Genomic DNA, 23,168 nt, shown 5'->3' with positions numbered 1-23,168 from the left:
TGAAAAATCAGATAAATCATTTACGCATTCCTGCGTTTCAGGCCAACGAGCTGCCGATCTCATCGCTCAATGGTGCGGCTCCAGCGCGTATTCCACACGGCGCGATTCTTGTTGATCTCATCCCAGTCCACCGCGCGCGCGGCCTTGACGAAGCCATTCATGCGCGCCTGCTCGGCGGCGGCCGTGCCGCTGACATGGACCTTGGTATTGGTCGGGTTGTAGTTGCCGTTTTCCAGCGCCAGCGCTTGCGCCTGCGGCGAGAGCAGATAGGCCGCCAGCTCCTGCGCCAGCTGCGGCTCGGTATTGTTGGCAATCACGCACTGCGCCACCATCAGCACGATGGCACCTTCCTTGGGCTGCACGTATTCCACCGGCACGCCCTTGCTCTTCAAGAGCGTCGATTGCGTGGGCGTGTACGGGAACAGGGCCGCCTCGCCGGTCTGTGCCATCTCGGAAATCTTGGCCGAGTTGGAGATGTACTCCAGCACATTGGGCCCGATGGTCGAGGGCCAGGCCTTGAAGCCGGGATCGACGTTGGCATCCGTGCCGCCCTTGAGCTGGTTGAAGGCGAGGAAGGCATGCAGCCCGAAAGTGGATGAAGGCAGCGACTGGAACACCACGCGCCCCTTGAGCTTGGGGTCCGCCAGGTCGAGCCAGGAGGTCGGCGGCGCCCAGCCCTTCTCGGCATAGACCTTGGTGTTGTAGGCCAGGCCGGTGACGCTGATGGTCACGCCGGTAGCAAGGTCATCCTTGATGTGCGCCACCGGCAGCAGATTGGCCAGGTTGGGATTGGGCTTCTGCTTCTCGCACAGGCCCATGCCGACTGCGCGATACATCACGCCATCGTCCAAGAACATCAGGTGCATCTGCGGCTTGTCCTTGGCGGCCTGGGCCTTGGCCAGGATGTCGGCCGAGCCGCCGGGCACCACGGCGATCTTGACGTTGTACTTCTGCTCGAAGGGACCGAACACCGCTTGCGTGAAGGTCTTCTCCATGTTGCCGCCATTCATGCCGACGTACAGCGTGCGGGTCTGCGCCTGCCCCTGGGCGGCGGTGGCGGCCAGCAACAGTCCGAGGGCAGCGGTGCGGGAAAGCGACATCATGAGATCTTCCTTTCAGGGTGGGAGGACAACAGGTCGACAGCGTCGGAACGTGGCGGCAGGAAACGGCCAATCGAGAAAGCATCCAGCGCGATGGTGCTGCGGCCATGCAGCACCAGCTCGGCCAGTGCCTCACCGGCAGCCGGCCCGATCTGGAAACCGGCACCGCAGAAACCAAAGCCATGCAGCAGGCCCAGTTGCGTGGTGCTGGGACCGATCACCGGATGCTGGTCCGGCAAGTAGCCTTCCACGCCGCTCCAGCTGCGGATGATGTGGACATGGCGCAGCGCCGGCAGCAAGGCCGCCGCCTGCGGCAGCAGCCCGAGAATGGAATCATGCGAGGCGCGGGCGCGCAGTTCATCCTGCTCGTAGCCGCGGCCGCCGCCCAGCACCACGTTGCCGCGCGCCACCTGGCGGCAGTAGATGGAGCCGCCCTCCACGCCCAGGCTCCAGGGCAGGAAGTGGGGAATCGGTTCGGTCACCACCATGCTGGGGTGGCCGCTGGTCAGGGGGACGGTCTCGCCAAAGGACTGCGCCACGCGATTGGCCCAGGCACCGGCGCAATTGATGAGTACTTCCGCACGCACCTGCAAGGGTTCGCCACCCTGCCGCGCTTCGGCCACGAAGTCGCGGCCATCGTGACCCACCTGCATGACTTCGCAACGCTCGATCACGGTCGCGCCCGCCGCTTCGGCCGCACGCGCAAAGGCCGGCGAGACCAGGCGCGGATTGGCCTGGCCATCTTCCGGACACAGCGAGCCGCCGACCGCCGCGCCGCCCAGCCAGGGACATTGCTGGCGCAGGCGTTCGCCGCTGATGAGTTCGATCCCCAGGCCGTAGGGCCGGCTCAGTTCGGCATAGGCGATCAGCGATTGCATGTCGGCCTCGCTGCGGGCCAGCTTGAAGTGGCCGCTGCGTTCGTATTCGCCGGTGGTGCCGATCAGGGACTGCAGATCGCCCCAGATCTGATGCGCGCGTTGCGACAGCGGCAGCTGTACTTCGGGCCGCCCCTGGCGGCGCACGCCACCGTAGTTGATGCCGCTGGAACGCGCACCGCACAGGTCGCGTTCCAGGATGGTCACGCGGCGTCCGGCCTTGGCCAGCACCAGTGCAGCCGAGCTGCCGACGATGCCGCCGCCGATGATGAGGACTTCGGTATGGAGGCTCTTCATGAGGCATCCTCCTGTGCATGCAGCGCGATCACGCGCGCAGAGACCGGCTCGGGGGCCGGCACATGCATGCCCAATGGAATCGGCTTGATCGGTGCCTGGCCGCGCAGGCGACCGACTTCCTGCACCGGCAGGCCAGCGGCATGCGCCAGGATTTCGGCGGCCGCGGCACCACACATGCGGCCCTGGCAACGGCCCATGCCAACGCGGGTGAGCGCCTTGAGCCGGTTCATTTCCGCTGCGCCTTTCTCGCGCACGGCCGCGCGCAATTCACCGGCGCGGATGTTCTCGCAGCGGCAGATCACCAGATCGTCCGATGCAGTCGCCGCCCAGCGTTCGGGGAAGGGAAAGGCGCGCTCAAGTCCGAGACGGAAAGCGCCGATGCGCGCCAGCTCCGCTTCGATCTGCGTCACACGGGCCGCATCGACGGCGATGCCGCGATCCTGCAGCAAGGCCAGCGCAGCGCGTTCACCGGCCAGCTCGGCGGCATCGGCCCCCATGATGCCGGCACCGTCACCGGCGAGATAGACGCCCGGCACGCTGCTGCGGGTGCTCTTGTCGCGCACCGGCAGGTGCGCGCGCTGCAGGCTGTCGAACTGGAAGCGGCAACCCAGCAGATCAGCCAATTGCGTTTCAGAACGCAGTGCATAGCCGAAACCGACGGCATCGCATTCAATGCGCTGCTCGGTACCCGGCTTGCCAGTCGCACTTGCCAGGTTCTCGCGACGCCAGACCAGCGCCTGCACCCGCGCATCGCCTTCCACGCGCAGCACCCGCGCGTGCGAATGCACCGGCACGCCATGCAGCTTGAGCCAGGCAAGGTAGTAGATGCCCTTGGCCAGCAAGGCCGGCTGGCCCAGCATGGCGGGCAGTGCGGCAATGCGGTCAGCCAGGCTGCTGCTGTCGAGCACCGCCGCCACCCGGGCACCGGCCTTGGCATACTGGTAGGCCACCAGATAGAGCAGCGGACCATTGCCGGCCAACACCACCGAGCGTCCGATGGCGCAGCCCTGGAACTTGAGCGCGACCTGCGAGCCGCCCAGGGTATAGACGCCCGGCGTGGTCCAGCCGGGGAAAGGCAGCACGCGATCAGTCGCACCGGTGGCCACGATGATGTCTTCCCAGGCCAGCGTTGAAGCGGATTGCGCGCTGCCCTCCATCAGGTCGAGCAAACCCGGCTGAGCATTCCAGACGAGGGTGTTGGGACGGTAGTCGATGGCCTCGCGCAGCGCATGGAAGGTGCTGTGCACCGATTGCGCGCGGCTGGCTTCGAAACCATAGAGCGTCTTGCGGCTGCGCAGGAAACCGCGCGGCGGCTGGCGATAGATCTGGCCGCCGGCCTGCGCGGCTTCATCGATGACGATGGGCCGCACGCCATGGGCCAGCAGCGTCTGCGCCGCACGCACACCGGCCGGGCCGGCACCGACGATGACGGGAGCTGCGCGCGTCATGCGGGTTCCTCCTGGCCGCTGCGCAATTGCATGCCGGCACGGATGAAGGTGGAGCAGGCACGCAGGCGCTCGCCGCTTTCAGTGGCGATCCAGCAATCCTGGCACGCGCCCATCATGCAAAAGCCGGCCCGCGGCTGGCCGCTGAATTCATTGCGGCGCAGGCTCGCGGTATTGGTCAGTACGGCGGTCAGCACCGTGTCGCCTTCCAGCGCGGTCGCCGGGCGGCCGTCCAGCGTGAAGCTGACCGCAGCGCGATCGCGTTCGGCCAGCCGTACCAGCTGGGCCTGTGCAGGAGCAGAGGTGTGAGTCATGAACGCCCCACCAGCACGCGGTCCAGGCCATAGACCCGGTCCAGGATGATCATGGCCACCGCCGTGATGGCCACCATCAGCGCCGAGACGGCCGCCATCATCGGATCGATGGATTCGGTGGCGTACATGTACATGCGCACCGGCAGCGTCACCGTCGAGGGCGAGGTCACGAAGATGGACATGGTGACTTCATCGAAGCTGTTGATGAAGGCCAGCAGCCAGCCCCCGGTGATGCCCGGCAGGATCATCGGCAGCGTGATGCGCAGGAACACCGTGGAGCGCGTGGCCCCCAGCGACAGGGCGGCATGCTCGGCGCTGCGGTCGAAGCCGATCAGCGCGGCCATGATCAGGCGCATGGTGTAGGGCGTCACCACCAGCGAGTGCGCCAGCACCAGCCAGCCGAAACTGCCCGCGCCACCCACCACCGAGAACAGGCGCAGCAGGGCCACGCCCAGCACCAGGTGCGGAATGATCAGCGGCGACAGGAACAGGCCCTGCAAGACGCCGGACCAGCGATGCGGATAACGCACCAGCGCCATGGCCGCCGGAATGGCCAGGGCGGTAGAGATGGTGGCCGCTGCCAGCGCCAGCCAAAGGCTGTTCCAGAAGGAGCTCACGAAGTCAGGAAACTCAAACACCGCCTTGAACCAGCGCAGCGAGAATTCCGGCCCGTTCATGGTCAGGGTGTTTTCGGGGGTGAAGGCGATCACGCACACCACCAGGATCGGGGCCAGCGTGAAGAGGATCACCAGTGCATTGAAGCACAATGCAATCGGTCCGTTCTTGTTCATGGTTCAGCCCAGCGCTTTCTTGTAGCGGCGTTCGATCATGCGGTTCCAGCCCAGCATGATGACCAGGTTGGCCACCAGCAGCAGCAGCGCGATGGCTGCGCCCAGGGGCCAGTTCAGTTCGTGCAGGTATTCGTCATAGATGATGGTGGCCATCATCTTCAGGCGGCGTCCGCCCAGCAGTCCCGGAATGGCAAAGGAGCTGGCCGAGAGGCCGAAGACGATCAGGCTGCCCGAGAGAATGCCGGGCATGATCTGCGGCAGCACGATACGGCGCAGCACGGTGATGGGCGAGGCGCCCAGCGACAGCGCCGCGTTGGCCACGCCACCATCGAGCTTCTGCAGCGAGGTCCACACCGGGATCACCATGAAGGGCAGCATCACATGCACCAGCGCAATGACGATGGCCGTTTCGGTATAGAGCAGCTTGACCTTGGCAAAGCCCAGCGCCACCAGCGTGCCGTTGATGAGGCCTTCGGGACCGAGCAGCATGCTCCAGCCGAAGGCGCGCACCACCACAGAGATCATCAGCGGGGCCAGCACCACCAGCAGCATGATGGAGCGCCAGGGCTTGCGCATGCGGTTGAGAATGTACGCCTCGGGCGCACCGACGACGATGCAGATGAGCGTGACCAGGCCCGAGATCCACAGCGTGCGCCAGAAGATGCCGTAGTAATACGGATCGGTCAGCACCGCTGCGTAATGCTCCAGCGTGAAGGTACCGGCCTTGGGGCCGGTCTCGGCATCATAGGCGTTGAAGGACAGCACGAAGGTCAGCACCAGCGGCACCAGGAGCATCACCGTGCACAGCAGGATGGCCGGGGCCGACATCAGCCAGGGCAGGCTGCGCTGGCCGGGCGCCTTGTCGCTATCGGCGGGACTCACCACGGGCGGTGCCACGGAAGTTGTGCCGGCCGCGCTCATGCTGCGACCCCTTCATCGCTGCGGGCGGTGGAGACCAGGCGCAGGCTGTAGTCGCTCCACGCCAGGCCGACGGCAGCCCCCTGCTCCAGGGCTTCGGCACCATCGTTGGCCGACAGGACCGAGAGCAGGCCCAGCGGGGTCTCCACTTCATACATCCATTGGCTGCCGAGGAAGAAGCGGCGCACCACTTCGCCATTGCAGCGGCCCTGGCCGGGCGCGGTACAGCGGATCTTTTCCGGACGCAGGCCCAGCACCACGCGGCCGCCGCCGCGCAGGCCGGTGTCGGTGCTTTCCAGCGACAGCATCATGCCGCCCACCGCGATGTCGGCACGTTCACCTGCGGCACCGACCACCTGGCCTTCGAGCAGGTTGGCCTTGCCCACGAAGGTGGAGATGAAGCGGTTGGCCGGATGTTCATACACGTTCAGGGGACGGCCGACCTGGGTGATGTGGCCGGCCTCCATCACCACCACCCGGTCACTGATGGACATGGCTTCGCTCTGGTCGTGCGTGACCATGATGGTGGTGGTGCCGACCTTGCGCTGGATGTCGCGCAGTTCGAATTGCATCTCTTCGCGCAGCTTGGCGTCGAGGTTGGACAGCGGTTCATCGAGCAGCAACACCGGCGGAGCAATCACCAGCGCACGCGCCAGGGCCACGCGCTGGCGCTGGCCGCCGGAGAGTTCGCGCGGATAGCGCGCACCGTGTTTTTCCAGATGCACCAGCGACAGGGCCTGCGCCACACGGTCGCGCTTCTCAGCGGCGCCGCACTTGCGCATCTCCAGCCCGAAGGCCACGTTCTGCTCCACCGTCATGTGCGGGAACAGCGCATAGGTCTGGAACACGATGCCCAGGCCGCGCGTATTGGGCTTGGCATGCGTGATGTCGCGGCCGTCGAGTTCGATGCGGCCGCCGCTGACGGCCTCGAAGCCCGCGATCATCTGCAGGGTGGTGGTCTTGCCGCAGCCCGAAGGACCGAGCAGGGAGATGAACTCACCCTTTTCCACCGTGAGGTTGAACCCCGATACCGCCTGGGTATCGCCATAGAACTTACTGACATTGGTCAGCGTGAGAAATGACATTGCAAGCTCCCTGTCGCAAGGTTCGGGCGCTGCACGGCTGGCGGGCTTGTCGGCCGGCGGGCGCTCCGATGCATACTTTCAATTGCGCAACCCCATCGCTGAAGCGATGTGAGCGGCGCGTCTCCTGTTTCGTTATTGATGCAATTTCGGTGCCAATTCTGCTATCGTATTTCGACAGTCGGGAAATTTTTTATATTTATTCCATTCAATGAAATGCATAGGCGAGCGAACCGCCGCCGATTCCACCCAACAGACAAAGCCCCCTCATGAGCGAGCACAACGACGAGGCCACGGCCGCCAGCGCCCCCGCCTCCCTGCCGGTCAACGGCATCCAGCGCACCTTTGCGGTGTTGCGCGCGCTGGCCGATGCACCACCGCAAGGCATGCGGGTGACGCAAGTGGCCAAGACCATCGGCCTGACCCAGGGCACCACGCACCGGCTGCTGCAATCGCTGGCCGGGGAAGGCGTGGTGGAACAGGATGAGCGCAGCAAGCTGTATCGCCTGGGCATGGACCTGTTCGCCCTGGCCGCACGCGCCGGCAATGCGTCGGATGTGCGCAGCCTGTGCCGCCCGGCGCTGCTGCGGCTGTGCGGCAGTCTCGGTGATACGGTCTTCCTGCTGCTGCGCTCGCGCTTCGATGCGGTGTGCGTGGATCGCGTCGATGGCCCCTTCCCGATCCGCGCCTTCACCGGCGACATCGGCGGGCGCGTCGCCTTGGGCGTGGGCCAGGGCGCGCTGGCCATCCTCGCCTTCCTGCCGGAAGAAGAACGCGAGGAAGTGATCCGCTACAACGTGCCGCGCCTGCGCGAATTCGGGGTCTATGACGAGGTCTACCTGCGCACGGAAATCGAGCGTGTGCGCGAGACCGGTTATGCGGCACGCCAGGCCGGCCTGCTCGATGGCATGGCCGGGCTGGGTGTGCCGCTCTTCGATGCCGGCGGCAACATCGTCGGTGCCTTGAGTGTAGGCACGCTGACCTCGCGCCTGACCGAGGAGCGCCTGCCGACCGTGGTGCAGATGCTGCAGCGGGAAGCCGCCGCCCTGTCGCGCCGGATCAATCCCTTCGACCCGGCCTTGCGCCGGCCCATGCACCAGGCCAATCCCGTGGAGCCACAAGCATGACCACCCCTGCTCTTGCTCCCGTGCTGCTGATCAAGTCCGGCGGTGCTGCCGCGCTGGCCGAGTGGCGCGCCAGCTTCCATGAATTCGCACCCGAACTGGGCCTCGACGTGCGCGCCTGGGATGATCCGGAAGTCGATCCGGCGCGCGTGCAGTTCGTGCTGGTGTGGCAGCCCGAGCCGGGGCGGCTGGCGCAGTTCCCCAACCTGAAGGCCATCATCAGTGCGGCTGCCGGAGTCGATCACATCCTTGCAGACCCGCACCTGCCGGAGCTGCCCATCGTGCGCATGGTCACGCCTGAAACGCAGCAGCGCATGGCCGAATTCACGCTCATGAGCAGCCTGATGCTGTTGAAGGACATGCCGCGCATCATTGCCCAGCAGGCGCGCGCCGAATGGCGCGAATTCTCCACGCCCCGCACGGCGCGCGAAACCCGCGTAGGCGTGCTGGGCCTGGGTGCGCTGGGCTTGTCGGCGGCGCGCATGCATGCAGCGGTCGGCTTCGAGACCGCCGGCTGGGCGCGCTCGCTGCGCAGCGAAAAGGGGCTGGCCTGCTTTGCCGGGGCCGCTGCGTTGCCGGATTTCCTGGCCCGCACCGATATCCTGATCTGCCTCTTGCCCGAGACCACCGATACCCGCCACCTCATCGATGCCGATCTCTTGCACCAGTTGCCGCGCGGTGCCGCGGTCATCAACGTCGGCCGCGGCAGCCACGTGTGCCTGCCGGATCTGCTGGCCGCGCTCGACAGCGGGCACTTGTCCGGTGCCGTGCTGGACGTGTTCGATGAAGAACCGCTGCCCGCCGAGGCTGCCGTCTGGCGCCATCCGCGCGTGCTGGTCACGCCCCATGCAGCGGCCACGCCCTCGCGCCGCGAACGCGCCAGGCAGGCGGCGGTGGCCATTGCCGCCATGCTGGGCGGCCTGCCGCCGCCGCATCTCTACGACCGCAGCAAGGGTTACTGAAGGGCAAGTCCGGGCGCAGCCGCCACACCGCGCCGCCGCCCGGCTTGCGAGATAAGCCCCCATCGTCTAGACTTTGGCGCTCGCTGGCCGCCCTGGCTTGCCTGTCATGATGACAAGCGAACAGGCCCGCCGACTCCCTCCCATGCGTGAGGGCAACCCACTGACGGCAACGTTTGGATACCGTACCCATATGGGTGCAAGCTCTTGCACTCCTCATTCTCATCCTGCTCTCGGCCTTCTTTTCCATGACCGAGACGGCGCTGATGGCCGCCAACCGCCATCGCCTGCGGCACCTGGCCAAACAGGGCAACCGGGCCGCCATCACCATCCTGTGGTTGCTGGATCGCACTGAACGGCTGCTCTCGCTGATCCTCATCGCCAATACCGTCATCAATGCGCTGGCCACGGCCCTGGTGACGGCGCTGGCCATTGCCGCCTTCGGCAACCACCAGCGCGTGATCACGGCGGCCACCGCCTTCGTGGCGGCGCTCTTGATCATCTTTGCCGAGATCGTGCCCAAGGTGATCGGTGCCACCCATCCCGAACGCATTGCGCTCTTTACCAGCTTCATTCTCAAGCCGCTGATGCGGGTGGCCAAGCCGCTGGTGTGGTTCGTCAACATTTTCGTTTCCGCCATCCTCAAGGTCTTGCGCATCAAGACCGGATCGCGCGCGGCCGAGCAGCGCATTTCTCCCGAAGAGCTGCGCTCCATCGTGCTCGAAGGCGGCAGTTTCATTCCGCAGAAGCACAAGAGCATCCTGCTGAACCTGTTCGACCTGGAAAAGATTTCGGTGGAAGACGTCATGACCCCGCGCGCCCAGGTCGAGGCCCTGAACCTGGCCGCCCCGGTGGAGGAGATCCTGCACCAGCTGGCCACCTGCTATCACAACAAGCTGCCGGTGTTCGAGGGCGAGATCAATCACATCGTCGGCATCCTGCATGTGCGCAAGACGGTCTCACTGTTCCGCCAGGAAGACGACATCACCCACGACGACATCCGCGCCCTGCTCTCGGCCCCGTATTACGTGCCGGTGGAGACCGATGTCTTCACCCAGCTGCAGTACTTCCAGGAAAACCACGAACGCCTGGGCATCGTGGTCGATGAATACGGTGAAGTGCAGGGACTGGTGACGCTGGAGGACATCATCGAAGAGATGATCGGCGAATTCACGACCTCCTCGCCCGGATCCTCCGGCGAAGGTTTCGGCTGGGACAAGGACGGTACCTGCCTGCTTGAGGGCAGCACCACCCTGCGCGACATCAACAAGCGCCTGGGCCTGAAGCTGCCGCTGGATGGCCCCAAGACCATCAACGGCCTGCTGCTGGAAACCCTGCAGGACATTCCCGAAGCCAGCGTGGCCGTCAAGATCGATGGCTGCGTGATCGAGATCGTGCAGGTACAGAACCAGGCCATCCGCATGGTCAAGCTCATCGCCTTGCCTGCGAAAGTGAAGGCACAGGACTGAACCTGCGCCGGGCCTTGCAGGCCGGCATCGAACTCCACCGATTTTGTCCCGCGCAAACGGCCGGCCCGCTTTTCGGGCGGCCGCCGCGCGTGGGAGACTTGCCCTCCCCTGTGCGTTGCCCTGCGGCAGCGCCCCTGCGCGAGGTCTCCCATGCTGCACACTCCCGACACGGCCGTGGCCGATGATGACGTCCCCGTGGTGCGCCTGCTGCACAAGCTGCTGGCCGATGCCGTCGGCATGGGCGCTTCCGACCTGCATTTCGAGCCCTTCGAACATCTCTTCCGCGTACGCCTGCGGCTGGATGGCGTGCTGCACGAGCTGGCGCAGCCGCCGTTGAGCTTGCGCGACAAGCTGGCCACCCGCCTGAAGATCCTGGCGCGTCTGGATATCGCCGAAAAGCGCCTGCCCCAGGATGGCAAGATGCGCCTGGCGCTGGGTGCGCGCACGGTGGATTTCCGCGTCTCGACGCTGCCCACGCAGTTCGGTGAAAAGATCGTGCTGCGCATTCTCGATACTGCGCAGGCGGCTTTGTCGATCAGCGACCTCGGCTATGAACCGGCCCAGCAGGAAGCGCTGCTGCAGGCCATCAGCAAGCCGCACGGGCTGGTCCTGATGACCGGGCCGACCGGCTCCGGCAAGACGGTCTCGCTGTATGCCTGCCTGCAGCGCCTGAACCAGCCGGGGGTGAACATCGCCACCGCCGAGGATCCGGTGGAAATCAACCTGCCCGGCATCAACCAGGTCAGCATCAACGAACGCGCCGGACTGGACTTCGCCCTGGCACTGCGCGCCTTCCTGCGCCAGGATCCGGATGTGCTGATGGTAGGCGAGATCCGCGACCTGGAAACTGCCGACATCGCCGTCAAGGCTTCGCAGACCGGGCACCTGGTGCTCTCCACCCTGCACACCAACGATGCCCCGGCCACGCTCACGCGGCTGCTCAACATGGGCGTACCGGCCTACAACATTGCGGCATCGGTCAGCCTGATCGTGGCCCAGCGGCTGGTGCGCAAGCTGTGCCGCTGCCGCCGTCCGGCCGGTGGTACGCCGGCCACCTTCGTGCCGCACGGCTGCCCGGCCTGCAACCAGACCGGCTTTCGCGGGCGCACCGGCATCTATCAGGTCATGCCGGTCAGCGCGGCCATGCAGTCGCTGATACTGGCCCAGGCCGGCACATTGGAACTGGGCCGGCAGGCGCAAGCGGAGGGCATCATCGACCTGCGGCGGGCGGGGCTGCTGAAGGTCTTGCGCGGTGAAACCAGCATGGGAGAAATCCTTGCCTGCACCTGATCGCACGACATCGGCGTCCCAATTCCGCTGGGAAGGGCTGGACCGCCACAATCGCCCGCAACGCGGTGTGATACAAGCCAGCGATGAAGCCCAGGCACGTGCCCGGCTGCGCCAGCAGGGGATGCGCGTGGCGCGGCTGCGGCGCGCGGAGCGTGCGGCCGACCTCGACAATGGCCCGGCCCCTGCGGCAAACCCGGCCACAGCGAGGACGCGTGGCCGCATCAGCGCCAAACAGATCGCCCTCTTCACCCGCCAATTGGCCACCATGCTGCGGGCAGGATTGCCGCTGCTGCAGTCGCTGGACATCGCCATTCGCGGCGCCGGCCAGAGCGCACTGGCCACGCTGCTGGACGACGTGCGCCAGGCCGTGGCGCGCGGCGAGAGCCTGCATGCGGCGCTGGCGCGCCATCCGCGCCAGTTCGATGCGCTCTTCTGCAACCTGGTGCGCGCCGCCGAAGAAGCCGGGATGCTCGACAGCATGCTGGAGCGCATCGCGCTCTATCGCGAAAAATCCCTGGCCTTGCGCGGCAAGGTGCGCGCGGCCTTGGCCTATCCCTGTGCCGTGGTGCTGGTGGCGATCATCGTGACGGTGGTCATCATGCTGTGGGTGGTGCCGGCTTTCGAGCAGATGTTCCAGCAATTCGGGGCCGAGTTGCCGCTGCCCACGCGGATCGTGATGGCCACGGCGCGTCTGCTCGCACAGCATGGTCCCTGGCTGCTGCTGGGCACGCTGGTGACGGGCGTGCTGGCGATGCTGGCGTGGCGGCGTTATCTTCCGCTGCGACTGGCGGCGCAGCGCCTGAGCCTGTCCTTGCCGCTGTTCGGCAAGCTGTTGCGGCAAGCGGCGCTGGCACGCTGGAGCCGCACCTTCGGCACCCTCTTCGGTGCCGGCATCGCCCTCGTGGAAGCGCTGGAAACGGTCTCCGGCGCAGCCGGCAACGTGGTCTATGCCGACGCCTCGCTGGCCGTGCGCGACGCCGTGCGCAATGGCGCCTCGCTGCATGCGGCCATGCAGGCCACGGGCGTCTTCCCCGACCTGGCAGTGCAGATGACGGCCGTGGGCGAAGAGGCCGGCGCCCTCGACGCCATGCTGAGCAGGATCGCCGATCTCAACGAACGCGAAGTGGATGAAGCCGTCACTGCCCTCACCAGCCTGATGGAACCCGTTATCATGGCGGTGCTGGGCGTGGTGATCGGCGGCCTGGTGGTGGCGATGTACCTGCCGGTGTTCCGCATGGGTGCAGTGGTATAAGCCGACACGCCTGTCTTCCCCTTCTTTGACGACCAAACCAGTTGAACCCGACGATGTCTTTCCTGGATGCTCTGGCCTTCCCCGGCAACGCTGCACTCGCTGGCGCGGCGGCGCTGCTGGGCCTGCTGGTCGGCAGCTTTCTCAATGTGGTGATCCATCGCGTGCCGCTGATGATGCTGCGCGAGACTGCCAACTTCGTGGCCCAGGAACGCGGCGAGGCCCTGCCGCATGCCGACCGCTACAACCTCTGGCTGCCGGCCTCCGCCTGCCCGCATTGCGCCGCGCCGCTGGCGCTGCATCACAAGATTCCGGTACTGAGCTGGCTGCTGCTGCGAGGACGCTGCGCCTTCTGCGACCACCCCATCAGCGCCCGCTATCCGCTGGTGGAGCTGCTGACCGCACTGCTGTTCGCCCTGCTGGGCTGGCGTTTCGGCCTGGGCCTGCACGGCGTGGCGCTGATGGTGTGCGCGTCCTTCCTGATTGCGCTGGCGGTGATCGACGCCCGGACCATGCTGCTGCCCGACGACCTCACCCTGCCCTTGATGTGGCTGGGGCTGCTGGTCAACGTGGTGCATCGCCTGGTGCCGCTGCAGGATGCCGTGCTGGGCGCGATGGCCGGCTATGGCGTGCTGTGGCTGATTTTCTGGATCTTCAAGCTGGCCACCGGCAAGGAGGGTCTGGGCTATGGCGACTTCAAGCTCATGGCCGCACTCGGGGCCTGGCTGGGCTGGCAGGCCTTGCCGCTGGTCTTGCTGCTGGCCTCGGCGCTGGGCGCAGTCCTGGGCCTGGCGCTGATGGGCTTGGGCCGCCACCGGCGCGGCCAGGCCATTCCCTTCGGCCCCTGCCTGGCCTGCGCCGGCATGCTGACCCTGCTGATGGGCCATGGCTGGCTCACGCAACTTCTCTACGACTTCTGATCCCATGACCTCATTGACTGAACGCTTCACCATCGGCCTGACCGGCGGCATCGGCAGCGGCAAGACCACGGTGGCCAACCTGTTTGGCGAGCTCGGCGCTTCGCTGGTCGATACCGACGCCATCGCCCACGCCCTGACCGCACCGCAGGGCCTGGCCATCGATCCCATCCGCGATTATTTCGGCGGCGAATTCATCGATGCGAACGGTGCCATGGACCGCACCCGCATGCGCCAGCACGTGTTCGGCAACCCGACGGCACGCCATGCGCTGGAAGCCATCCTGCATCCGCTGATCCGCAGCGAAACCGTGCGCGAGGCCGAGGATGCCACCGGTCCCTATGTCATCTTCGTGGTGCCGCTGCTGGTGGAGTCCGGCACCTGGGTTGGCCGCGCCAGCCGCATCCTGGTGGTGGATTGTCCGGAAGAGGTGCAGATCGCGCGGGTCATGCAGCGCAACGGCCTCCAACGCGAGGAAGTCGAAGCCATCATGGCCGCGCAGGCCAGCCGGCAGGCGCGGCTGGCGGTGGCGCAGGACGTCATCGACAACGGCGGCAGCAATGCCGAGCTGCCGGCTCAGGTACGCGAGCTGCATGCGCGCTACCTGGCGCTGGCAGGCGGGCACTGAGCGATGGTGCAGCTTGCGCGGCTGCAGCAATGCACTTGGGCAGCGCGGCAAATGCGATGCGCGCCTGCAGCTTCATTTGATGGCGACTGCATTTGTAATTTTCTTCTGCATGGGTCAGAATCACAGACATTGCACATGTTGACGAGGTTATTGCACCCACGCGGCCTGTCAGCGGCCTAACAAGTCCGGTTCAACCAATAAAGGGATCATGCTTTGATCGTCTACGAATACCCTTTCAATGAGCGTATTCGCACGCTGTTGCGACTGGAAGACCTCTACGAGAAATTCGTCTTCTTCCTGCACCAGGAAAGCCCGCATCAGCATCACATCGCCCTTGCCACCATTTTTGAAATGCTGGAGGTCGCCGGACGCGCCGACCTCAAGTCCGACCTGCTGCAAGAGCTGGAACGGCAAAAGCAGATCCTCCTGGCCTACCAGTCCAATCCCAATGTCGAGCCCGAGATGCTCAATGCCATCCTGGCCGAAGTCGACCAGGCCAGCAGCGCCCTCTCGGCTGCCCAGGGCAAGACCGGCCAGAACATCCGCGACAATGAATGGCTCATGAGCATTCGCGGCCGCACCATCATTCCGGGCGGCGCCTGCGAATTCGACCTGCCGGCCTATTACGCCTGGCAACAGCATCCGTTTGAACGCCGTTTCCAGGACATCTCCAACTGGTTCGCCCCGCTGATCCCGCTGTTCGATGCCATCGCCATCGTCATGCGATTGCTGCGCGAATCCGGACATGCAGTAAAAATCAACGCCGAAGGCGGCAGTTACCAGCAGATGCTGCAAGGCAAGGTCTACCAGATGCTGCGCCTGTCACTGGACATCAACCTCGGCGCCATCCCCGAGATCTCGGCGAACAAATACATGCTGTGGGTGCGTTTCACCCAGCAGGATGGCGACGAGAAGCCGCGCTCCTTCGAGGGCGAAGTGCCCTTCGAACTGGCGTTGTGCGGCTTTTGATCCGTAATCTGAATCGAATGAAGTGAAGTAAACGTATGGCCACGATCGTAGACTGCCCGACCTGCGGCACCAAGGTGGAATGGAGCGAGAAGAACAAGTACCGCCCCTTCTGTTCCGAACGCTGCAAGCAAATCGACCTGGGTGCCTGGGCCGAAGAAAAGTACACCATCCCCGCAGTGAACCTGCCACTGGAAGACGAAGGGGACAAGCCCGTGCAGTGATGACGGGCTTTTTCCTTCATTTCATCCTAAAACCACCCATCTTCAGGCTTCGTCGCCATATCGCAGCTGATCCAGCCACTGCAGCAGCGGAATGGTGGCCGGCAGCAGCGGTTCCACCCCTACGCTGCCCTGCCAGGCAAAGGCCTGGCCTTCCAGACTCTGCGGCTCGCCGCGCCACTGGCGGCTGATGTAGAAATGCAGGCGCACATGGGCATGCGGATAGACGTGCTCGACGCCGCACCAGGGCTCACCGTCCAGCACCTCGATCCCCAGCTCTTCCTTGAACTCGCGCTGCAGCGCCGCGAAGATGCTTTCGCCCGGCTCCACCTTGCCGCCGGGGAATTCCCAGTAACCCGCATAGGGCTTGCCCTCTGGACGCTGGCCCAACAGCACGTCGCCGTTGGGCTGCATCAGGACGCCCACGGCTACGTCAATGGGCTTGGCCACGGGCTTGGAATCGCCGCTCATCAGCCTTGCGCCTTGCCGGCGTAGTCGCGCGCGAACTGCCAGGCCACGCGGCCTGAGCGGGAGCTGCGCTGCAGCGCCCAGCGCAGGGCATCGGCGCGGGCTTCGGCGATCTGCGCGTCATTGCAGCCGAAGTGGCGCAGCCAATGCGCCACGATGTCCAGGAAATCGTCCTGCTTGAAGGGGTAGAAGGTCACCCACAGGCCAAAGCGCTCGGAGAGCGAAATCTTTTCTTCCACCGTTTCGCCGGGGTGCAGGTCGCCATCCTCGGTGTGGGTGTAGGTGTTGTTGTCGGAGAGGCGCTCCGGCATCAGGTGGCGGCGGTTGGAGGTGGCGTAGATCAGCACGTTGTCGGACTGCGCGGCGATGCTGCCGTCCAAGGCCACCTTCAGCGCCTTGTAGCCGCCCTCGCCTTCCTCGAAGGAAAGATCGTCGCAGAAGACGATGAAGCGTTCCGGACGCGCCGCCACCAGTTCGACGATGTCCTGCAGGTCGTGCAGGTCATCCTTGTCCACTTCGATGAGGCGCAGGCCACGGTCGGCGTACTGGTTCAGGCACGCCTTGATGAGCGAGGATTTGCCGGTGCCGCGCGCGCCGGTCAGCAGCACGTTGTTGGCCGGGCGGCCTTCGACGAACTGGCGGGTGTTCTGGTCGATCTGTTCCTTTTGCGGGCCGATGTTATGCAGGTCCGACAGGCCGATCTTCGAGATCTGCCCCACCGCCTGCAGGTAGCCGGGACGCTGGGCGGTCGCACCGCGCCAGCGGAAGGCGACGGCGGCGTTCCAGTCGGGCTCACGGGCGGCGGCGTTGGGGAGGATGGCTTCGACGCGCGCCAGCAAGGCTTCGGCACGCTGCAGGAATTGGTCTAGCTGGGTCATGGTGATCGCAAATCGGGATGAACGGGGCGGGAATGCACGCGCCATTGTGGCGCAAGGCGCTGGCGGCCGGTGTGAATAAAATTGATCCGAGGGCGCGGGCATTCATGTTGCCGCCGCCATCCCGGGCGCGCCACCGGCCCGGGGATGGGTGGGCCGATGGCGGCGAAACGCCGCGAGATGAAGAAAACCGCTCAGGAACGATAGTCGGCGTTGATCGAGACGTAGTCGTGCGACAGGTCGCAGGTCCAGATGGAAGCGTTGGCCGTGCCGCGCGCCAGCTTCACACGCACCACGATCTCGGCCTTCTTCATGACGCGCTGGCCATCTTCTTCGCGGTAATCCGGGTTGCGGCCGCCATCTTTGGCGACCCACACATCGTCCAGCCACAGGTTGATCTTCGACACATCCAGATCCTCGATGCCGGCATAGCCGATGGCGGCCAGGATGCGGCCCAGGTTCGGGTCGGAGGCGAAGAAGGCGGTCTTGACCAGCGGCGAGTGGCCGATGGAGTAGGCGATCTGGCGGCATTCCTCGATGCTCTTGCCGTCTTCCACGGCCACTTCGATGAACTTGGTCGCGCCTTCGCCATCGCGCACGATCTGGTGCGCCAGGTGCTGCGACAGGTCGGTGACGGCCGCGGCCAGTTGCTTGTATTCCTCGCTGTCGGCGCTGGTGATCTCCAGTTCGCCGGCACCGGTGGCCATCAGGATGAAGGAATCGTTGGTCGAGGTATCGCCATCGATGGTGATGCAGTTGAAGGAATGGTCAGCGGCATCCTTGACCAGCTGGTTCAGCAGTGCCTGCGGCAGCTTGGCGTCGAAGGCCAGGAAACCCAGCATGGTGGCCATGTTGGGCTTGATCATGCCGGCGCCCTTGCTGATGCCGGTCATCACCACTTGCTTGCCGCCGATGGTGAGCGTGCGCGACGCGGCCTTTGGCTGGGTGTCGGTGGTCATGATGGACTCGGCCGCGTTGAACCAGTTGTCGGCCTTCAGGTTGCCGATGGCTTGCGGCAGGCCGGCGATGATGCGATCAGCCGGCAGCGGCTCCAGGATCACGCCGGTGGAAAACGGCAGGATCTGCTGCGGCTCCACGCCCATCTGCTGGGCCAATGCAGCACAGACCGACTTGGCGCGCTGCAGGCCTTCTTCACCGGTGCCGGCGTTGGCGTTGCCGGTGTTGATCACCAGGGCGCGGATGGGCTTGCCGGCGCTCAGCTGCGCCAGGTTGGCCTGGCAGATCTGCACCGGGGCGGCACAGAAACGGTTCTTGGTGAACACGCCCGCGACAGTCGCGGTCTCGGCCAGCTTCATGACCAGCACGTCCTTGCGATTGGCCTTGCGCACGCCCGCTTCGGCATGGCCGAGTTCGATGCCGGCGACGGCTTTCAGGTCGGAAGGAACGGGAATCGGGGAATTGACGGCCATGGCGAGCTTTCAGCGTAAAAATCGGAACGCGTATTTTAAACACTTTCCGTCACCGGCTGATGACGCAGAAACTCGCTTTCGATGATCTCGGCGCTCATCCTGGCCCATTGCGCATACTGGCCGTGGCCCGGATGGAAGCGATCAATGGCCATCTCATGCGGCAGCGCCCATTGCAGGGAGCAGTAACGCAAGGCGGCCTCGGCATCGATCCAGTCGCGCAGGGCGCGGTCCAGCTTGCGCGCGTAGCGGCCCAGATACCAGCGCAGCGGCTGCGGTGCCACCGGCAGCAGGTGCATGGGCGGCAAGCCCGAGAAGACGATGTGCTCCACCCCGGCCTGCGCCATCAGGCGTTCGCACAGCAGGCGCAGGTTGGCCACGTAGCGTTGCGGGCTCATCTGCGAGGTCACGTCGTTCACGCCCAGGGCCACCACCAGGACGGTGGCCGGACCGATCTCATGGCGCGTCAGCAGGTCCAGCGCTTCGAGCGAATTGACGCCGCTCTGCGCCACCAGCTGCCAGGCCACCGGATGGCCGGTGCGCGCGGCCAGCTGGCGAGCCAGCGGCTGGGCCAGGGCTTGCTCCTGATGCTCCACCCCGACCCCGGCGGCCGAGGAATCACCCACTACCAGCACGCGCAACGGCTCGGCCACCAGCCGAGGCTGCAAGGCGGGAAACTCCATGCCGCTGCGCGGACCGGCCGCTTCCGGCAGGCGCAGCGCGGTCTGGCGCAGGCGTTTGGCTTGCGTCAGCAAAAGGGGCCCCAGCAGCAGTTTTCCCAGGATCAGCATGGGCGGCCTCACGGCAGCAGGTTCTTGACCACCACCAGCCACGGGCGCGCGGCAATCGGCTGGGCACGGCCCTGCTCATCCACCGGGATCAGGGATTCGGAGACCGAATTGAATACATTGCCGCCGATCACGCCGGCCCAGCCATCATCGGCATGCACCTCCACCACCAGGTCGCAATGGCCGGCCAGGCCGGGGCGGATCTCGTCGATGGAGGTGATGTTGTTGTTGCCGCGCGGGGCGCAGATCAGGTCACCGGGCGCAATCGGCTCGCTCTCGGCCGGGCGCAACACGAATTGCGGCGAGGGGCGCGACTGGCGGTCCTTGAGGAAACTCAGGTAGTTGAAGTGCGTTTCGTTGGGCGCGAAATCCTGCGGCGGCACATTGGTGCTCACCATCAGCCAGGAAATGAAGGCCGCCGACCAGGCTTGCTGGCAATCCGCACCGGTCAGGTTCTTGCCGACCGCGTGCCAGTACTCGGCCACCCGCTGCACGGCCTCGCCCTCGTCTTCCAGCAAGCCCAGGCGCGGGGCGCTGAAGGGTTCATGGCGCATGTCGATCTGCTGGTTGCCGAAGAAATCCCACTCGGCCTTGGCCGCTTCCACCAGCGCCGCACGGGTGGGGGGAGCGGTGCTGATGGCCACGGCGGGCACGCCGGTATTGGTCACCGGGATGGAGGGCGTGACGGGCGCGTAGCCCGGGTTGCCGCTGTCGCGCCACTGCGGCAGCGGCGAGGAAGCGCAGCCGGCTAGCAGGACGGCGATGGCGGTGGCAGTGAAGCTGAGACGGGAAGCACGAAACATCTTGGCGAGCGACATCTTCTTGTTCTCCTGGGCGGCAGGCGTGGGCTGCCGGAGCGTTCATCATAAAGGGAGCCAGGCCAATTTTGCAGAAGCCTTCACCTGCAGGATGTAAAAAAGGCCGCCCACCCGCTTGGGTGGACAGCCTCTTCACCTCTGGCCGGAATGCGGCCGAACCGGGGGACTCTGGTTCAGGCCAGCTTGCCGTGGCACTGCTTGTACTTCTTGCCGCTGCCGCAAGGGCAGGGATCGTTGCGGCCGACCTTGGGGTATTCCGATCCGTCGTCTTCGCCACCGGCCTGGGCGGTCGGTGCCAGCAGTTCCTCCGGCGCGGCTTCGGGATCGAAGTCGGCGTGCTGGTAGTTGACGTTGATGGGCGAGCCACCGGCCATGCTTTCCTCGGCCGCTTCGATTTCCTCGCGGCTCTGGATGCGCACGGTCATGACGACCTTGATGACTTCGTTCTTGATCAGGTCCAGCATCTGGGCGAACAGCTCAAAGGCTTCGCGCTTGTATTCCTGCTTGGGGTTCTTCTGCGCATAGCCGCGCAGGTGGATACCCTGGCGCAGGTGATCCAGTGCGGCCAGGTGTTCGCGCCAGTGGTTGTCGATGCTCTGGAGCATGACGCTGCGCTCGAAACCGGCGAAGGCATCCACGCCCACCACGGCCACCTTGGCTTCGTAGGTGTCCTTGGCGGCCGTCAGCAGGCGCTCCAGCAGTTCATCTTCGGCCAGGTCGGGTTCGGCCTTGAGCATGGCTTCCAGGTCGATGTCGAGCTGCCATTCGTTCTTCAACACGGCTTGCAGGCCGGGGATGTCCCACTGCTCTTCCATCGACTCGGCCGGCACGTATTCGCGGAACAGGTCGGTGAAGACGCCATCACGCAGGGAGGCAATCATCTCGGCCATCTCGGCCGACTCCAGCAACTCGTTACGCTGCTGGTAGATGACCTTGCGCTGGTCGTTGGCGACGTCATCGTATTCCAGCAATTGCTTGCGGATGTCGAAGTTGCGGGCTTCCACCTTGCGCTGGGCCGACTCGATGGAGCGGCTCACGATGCCGGCTTCGATCGGTTCGCCTTCGGGCATCTTGAGGCGGTCCATGATGGCGCGCACGCGGTCGCCGGCGAAGATGCGCAGCAGCGCATCATCCAGCGACAGGTAGAAGCGCGAGGAACCCGGATCGCCCTGGCGGCCGGAACGGCCACGCAGCTGGTTGTCCACGCGGCGCGATTCGTGACGCTCGGTGCCGATGATGTGCAGGCCGCCGGCATTGACCACGTGGTCGTGCAGGGACTGCCATTCATCGCGCAGCTGCTGCGACTTGGCGGCTTTGTCGGCATCCGACAGGGATTCGTCGGCTTCGATCAGCTGGATCTGCTTGCCCACGTTGCCGCCCAGCACGATGTCGGTACCACGGCCGGCCATGTTGGTGGCAATGGTGATCATCTTGGGACGGCCGGCCTGCGCCACGATCTCCGCTTCACGCGCGTGCTGCTTGGCGTTCAGGACATTGTGCGGCAGCTTGTACTTGGTCAGGATGCCCGAGAGCAGTTCCGAGTTCTCGATCGAGGTGGTGCCCACCAGCACGGGCTGGCCGCGCTCGTAGCAGTCCTGGATGTCCTTGACCATGGCCATGTACTTCTCTTGCGCGGTCTTGTAGACCTGGTCCTGGCGGTCCTTGCGGGCATTGGGACGGTTGGGCGGGATCACCACGGTTTCCAGGTGATAGATTTCCTGGAATTCGTAGGCTTCGGTATCGGCCGTACCGGTCATGCCGGACAGCTTGGCATACATGCGGAAGTAGTTCTGGAAGGTGATCGAGGCCAGGGTCTGGTTCTCGTTCTGGATCTTCACGCCTTCCTTGGCTTCGACGGCCTGGTGCAGGCCATCGGACCAGCGGCGGCCTGTCATCAGGCGGCCGGTGAATTCGTCGACGATCACCACTTCGCCGTTCTGCACGACGTAATGCTGGTCGCGGTGATACAGGGTGTGCGCGCGCAGGGCGGCGTACAGGTGGTGGATCAGGGTGATGTTGGCGGCATCATAGAGCGATGCGCCTTCGGGCAGCAGGCCCATCTGGGTCAGGATTTCCTCGGCCTTGTCGTGACCGGCTTCGGTCAGCAGGACCTGGTGGCTCTTCTCGTCCTTGGTGTAGTCACCGGGGACTTCGATCTTGCCTTTGCCGTCCGGGGTCTCTTCACCGATCTGCAGGGTCAGCAGCGGCGGCACGGCGTTCATCTTGTGATACAGCTCGGTGTGGTTCTCGGCCTGGCCGGAGATGATCAGCGGCGTGCGTGCTTCGTCGATCAGGATCGAGTCCACTTCGTCGACGATGGCAAAGTTCAGGGCGCGCTGCACGCGGTCATCGGCATCGAAGACCATGTTGTCGCGCAGGTAGTCGAAACCGAATTCGTTGTTGGTACCGTAGGTGATGTCGGCAGCGTAGGCTTCCTGCTTGACGTCGTGTTCCATCTGCGACAGGTTCACGCCGGTGGTCAGGCCCAGCCAGCTGTAGAGGCGGCCCATGTCTTCGCAATCGCGCTGTGCCAGGTAGTCGTTGACGGTCACCACGTGCACGCCCTTGCCGCCGAGCGCATTGAGGTAGGCCGGCAGGGTTGCCATCAGGGTCTTGCCTTCACCGGTGCGCATTTCGGCGATCTTGCCGAAGTGCAGCGCCATGCCGCCGATGAGCTGCACGTCGAAGTGACGCATCTTGAGCACGCGGCGGGACGCTTCGCGGCAGACGGCGAAGGCTTCCGGCAGGATCGCATCGAGCGTCTCGCCGCCGGCGATGCGTTGCTTGAATTCGGGCGTCTTGGCTTGCAGTTCGGCGTCGCTCAGCTTCTCGACCGAGGACTCCAGCGCGTTAATCTGGCGGACGATTTTTTGATATTGTTTGAGCAGTCGCTGGTTACGGCTGCCGAAAATCTTGGTCAGGAATGACATGCTTGGATTCTATAAAAGCGCCGATGAACGATCCGGCAGAGTGACGTTGGGCTCCCGGCCGCGGGATTCCAGCCGACAACGCCCGAAAATAAACCATGGATTCTAGCACGCAGGCCGAGGGCATTGGCTCGCCAGCCCGTCTTCATGCCGCCTGCGCGCCGCATTCGCTTTAGATCGGGCGTGTTTGCAAGGTTTCAATGGGGAATGGGGATTTGGC

22 protein-coding genes are annotated in these 23,168 nt (G+C 65.1%); 9 read left to right on the top strand and 13 right to left on the bottom strand.

What is annotated here, in order from left to right; translation table 11 throughout:
- Nucleotides 1-59: 59 nt before the first annotated feature.
- The 7 genes from ACWFUC_RS06840 to ACWFUC_RS06810 are packed head-to-tail and all read right to left on the bottom strand — an operon-like array spanning nt 60 to nt 6,825.
- The gene (locus ACWFUC_RS06840; RefSeq protein ID WP_489624455.1) at nt 60-1,103 is read right to left on the bottom strand and encodes an ABC transporter substrate-binding protein; all 1,044 of its coding nucleotides are present in this window, start codon (nt 1,101-1,103) and stop codon (nt 60-62) included.
- Complete coding sequence (locus ACWFUC_RS06835) at nt 1,100-2,272, bottom strand: NAD(P)/FAD-dependent oxidoreductase (protein WP_489624454.1); 1,173 nt, start codon at nt 2,270-2,272, stop codon at nt 1,100-1,102. Before ACWFUC_RS06835 ends, ACWFUC_RS06840 begins: the two co-directional genes overlap by 4 nt.
- Nucleotides 2,269-3,720 carry an FAD/NAD(P)-dependent oxidoreductase gene (locus tag ACWFUC_RS06830; RefSeq protein WP_489624453.1) on the bottom strand — a complete coding sequence of 484 codons (1,452 nt, stop codon included), beginning with the start codon at nt 3,718-3,720 and terminating at the stop codon, nt 2,269-2,271. Before ACWFUC_RS06830 ends, ACWFUC_RS06835 begins: the two co-directional genes overlap by 4 nt.
- Nucleotides 3,717-4,031: a (2Fe-2S)-binding protein gene (locus ACWFUC_RS06825; protein WP_489624452.1), complete on the bottom strand. Its 315-nt coding sequence runs from the start codon at nt 4,029-4,031 to the stop codon at nt 3,717-3,719. The genes ACWFUC_RS06830 and ACWFUC_RS06825 overlap by 4 nt, the downstream gene beginning before the upstream one ends.
- On the bottom strand, nt 4,028-4,822 hold the full coding sequence (locus ACWFUC_RS06820) for an ABC transporter permease (RefSeq protein WP_121042562.1): 795 nt from the start codon (nt 4,820-4,822) through the stop codon (nt 4,028-4,030). Before ACWFUC_RS06820 ends, ACWFUC_RS06825 begins: the two co-directional genes overlap by 4 nt.
- Nucleotides 4,823-4,825: 3 nt before the next feature.
- Nucleotides 4,826-5,743, bottom strand: coding sequence for an ABC transporter permease (locus ACWFUC_RS06815; RefSeq protein ID WP_489624451.1), 918 nt, complete (start codon nt 5,741-5,743; stop codon nt 4,826-4,828).
- Entirely contained in the window at nt 5,740-6,825 is a 1,086-nt protein-coding gene (locus ACWFUC_RS06810; protein ID WP_034336645.1) for an ABC transporter ATP-binding protein, read from the bottom strand. The genes ACWFUC_RS06815 and ACWFUC_RS06810 overlap by 4 nt, the downstream gene beginning before the upstream one ends.
- A 266-nt stretch (nt 6,826-7,091) precedes the next feature.
- Here ACWFUC_RS06810 and ACWFUC_RS06805 point away from each other — a divergent pair, with 266 nt between their 5' ends.
- From ACWFUC_RS06805 to yacG, 9 genes are all read left to right on the top strand, one after another.
- Nucleotides 7,092-7,949, top strand: a complete 858-nt coding sequence (locus ACWFUC_RS06805; protein WP_121042558.1) for an IclR family transcriptional regulator — start codon at nt 7,092-7,094, stop codon at nt 7,947-7,949.
- Nucleotides 7,946-8,908, top strand: coding sequence for a 2-hydroxyacid dehydrogenase (locus ACWFUC_RS06800; protein ID WP_489624450.1), 963 nt, complete (start codon nt 7,946-7,948; stop codon nt 8,906-8,908). The genes ACWFUC_RS06805 and ACWFUC_RS06800 overlap by 4 nt, the downstream gene beginning before the upstream one ends.
- 173 nt (nt 8,909-9,081) lie before the next feature.
- A complete protein-coding gene (locus ACWFUC_RS06795; protein WP_286864019.1) occupies nt 9,082-10,374 on the top strand; it encodes an HlyC/CorC family transporter in 1,293 nt (430 codons plus the stop codon).
- Between the two features lie 150 nt (nt 10,375-10,524).
- On the top strand, nt 10,525-11,664 hold the full coding sequence (locus ACWFUC_RS06790) for a GspE/PulE family protein (protein WP_489624449.1): 1,140 nt from the start codon (nt 10,525-10,527) through the stop codon (nt 11,662-11,664).
- Complete coding sequence (locus ACWFUC_RS06785) at nt 11,651-12,916, top strand: type II secretion system F family protein (protein ID WP_489624448.1); 1,266 nt, start codon at nt 11,651-11,653, stop codon at nt 12,914-12,916. The genes ACWFUC_RS06790 and ACWFUC_RS06785 overlap by 14 nt, the downstream gene beginning before the upstream one ends.
- A gap of 53 nt (nt 12,917-12,969) precedes the next feature.
- Complete coding sequence (locus ACWFUC_RS06780) at nt 12,970-13,833, top strand: prepilin peptidase (protein ID WP_489624447.1); 864 nt, start codon at nt 12,970-12,972, stop codon at nt 13,831-13,833.
- 4 nt (nt 13,834-13,837) lie between these two features.
- Nucleotides 13,838-14,458, top strand: a complete 621-nt coding sequence (gene coaE / locus ACWFUC_RS06775; RefSeq protein WP_489624446.1) for a dephospho-CoA kinase — start codon at nt 13,838-13,840, stop codon at nt 14,456-14,458.
- Nucleotides 14,459-14,671: 213 nt separating this feature from the next.
- Nucleotides 14,672-15,427 (top strand): cell division protein ZapD, encoded by a 756-nt coding sequence (zapD, locus tag ACWFUC_RS06770; RefSeq protein ID WP_034336663.1) that lies wholly within the window; start codon nt 14,672-14,674, stop codon nt 15,425-15,427.
- Nucleotides 15,428-15,462: 35 nt separating this feature from the next.
- Nucleotides 15,463-15,648: a DNA gyrase inhibitor YacG gene (yacG, locus tag ACWFUC_RS06765; RefSeq protein WP_034336666.1), complete on the top strand. Its 186-nt coding sequence runs from the start codon at nt 15,463-15,465 to the stop codon at nt 15,646-15,648.
- Nucleotides 15,649-15,690: 42 nt separating this feature from the next.
- Here the strand turns inward: yacG and ACWFUC_RS06760 are convergent, their stop codons facing one another.
- The 6 genes from ACWFUC_RS06760 to secA form a co-directional block, all read right to left on the bottom strand.
- Nucleotides 15,691-16,116, bottom strand: coding sequence for an NUDIX domain-containing protein (locus ACWFUC_RS06760; protein WP_489624445.1), 426 nt, complete (start codon nt 16,114-16,116; stop codon nt 15,691-15,693).
- Nucleotides 16,116-16,991, bottom strand: a complete 876-nt coding sequence (locus ACWFUC_RS06755) for an ATP-binding protein (protein WP_039790449.1) — start codon at nt 16,989-16,991, stop codon at nt 16,116-16,118. The genes ACWFUC_RS06760 and ACWFUC_RS06755 overlap by 1 nt, the downstream gene beginning before the upstream one ends.
- 191 nt (nt 16,992-17,182) lie before the next feature.
- Nucleotides 17,183-18,418 (bottom strand): bifunctional glutamate N-acetyltransferase/amino-acid acetyltransferase ArgJ, encoded by a 1,236-nt coding sequence (gene argJ, locus ACWFUC_RS06750; RefSeq protein ID WP_489624444.1) that lies wholly within the window; start codon nt 18,416-18,418, stop codon nt 17,183-17,185.
- A gap of 35 nt (nt 18,419-18,453) precedes the next feature.
- Entirely contained in the window at nt 18,454-19,206 is a 753-nt protein-coding gene (locus tag ACWFUC_RS06745; protein WP_134135684.1) for an SGNH/GDSL hydrolase family protein, read from the bottom strand.
- A gap of 8 nt (nt 19,207-19,214) precedes the next feature.
- Nucleotides 19,215-20,021 carry a DUF2272 domain-containing protein gene (locus ACWFUC_RS06740; protein ID WP_121042538.1) on the bottom strand — a complete coding sequence of 269 codons (807 nt, stop codon included), beginning with the start codon at nt 20,019-20,021 and terminating at the stop codon, nt 19,215-19,217.
- Between the two features lie 173 nt (nt 20,022-20,194).
- Entirely contained in the window at nt 20,195-22,951 is a 2,757-nt protein-coding gene (gene secA / locus ACWFUC_RS06735) for a preprotein translocase subunit SecA (RefSeq protein ID WP_489624443.1), read from the bottom strand.
- Between the last annotated feature and the right edge of the window lie 217 nt (nt 22,952-23,168).

This window comes from Herbaspirillum sp. Her4 (genome assembly GCF_057961335.1).
The sequence above is the reverse complement of the archived record's forward strand: the minus strand, read 5'-3'. Positions and strand labels throughout refer to the sequence as shown.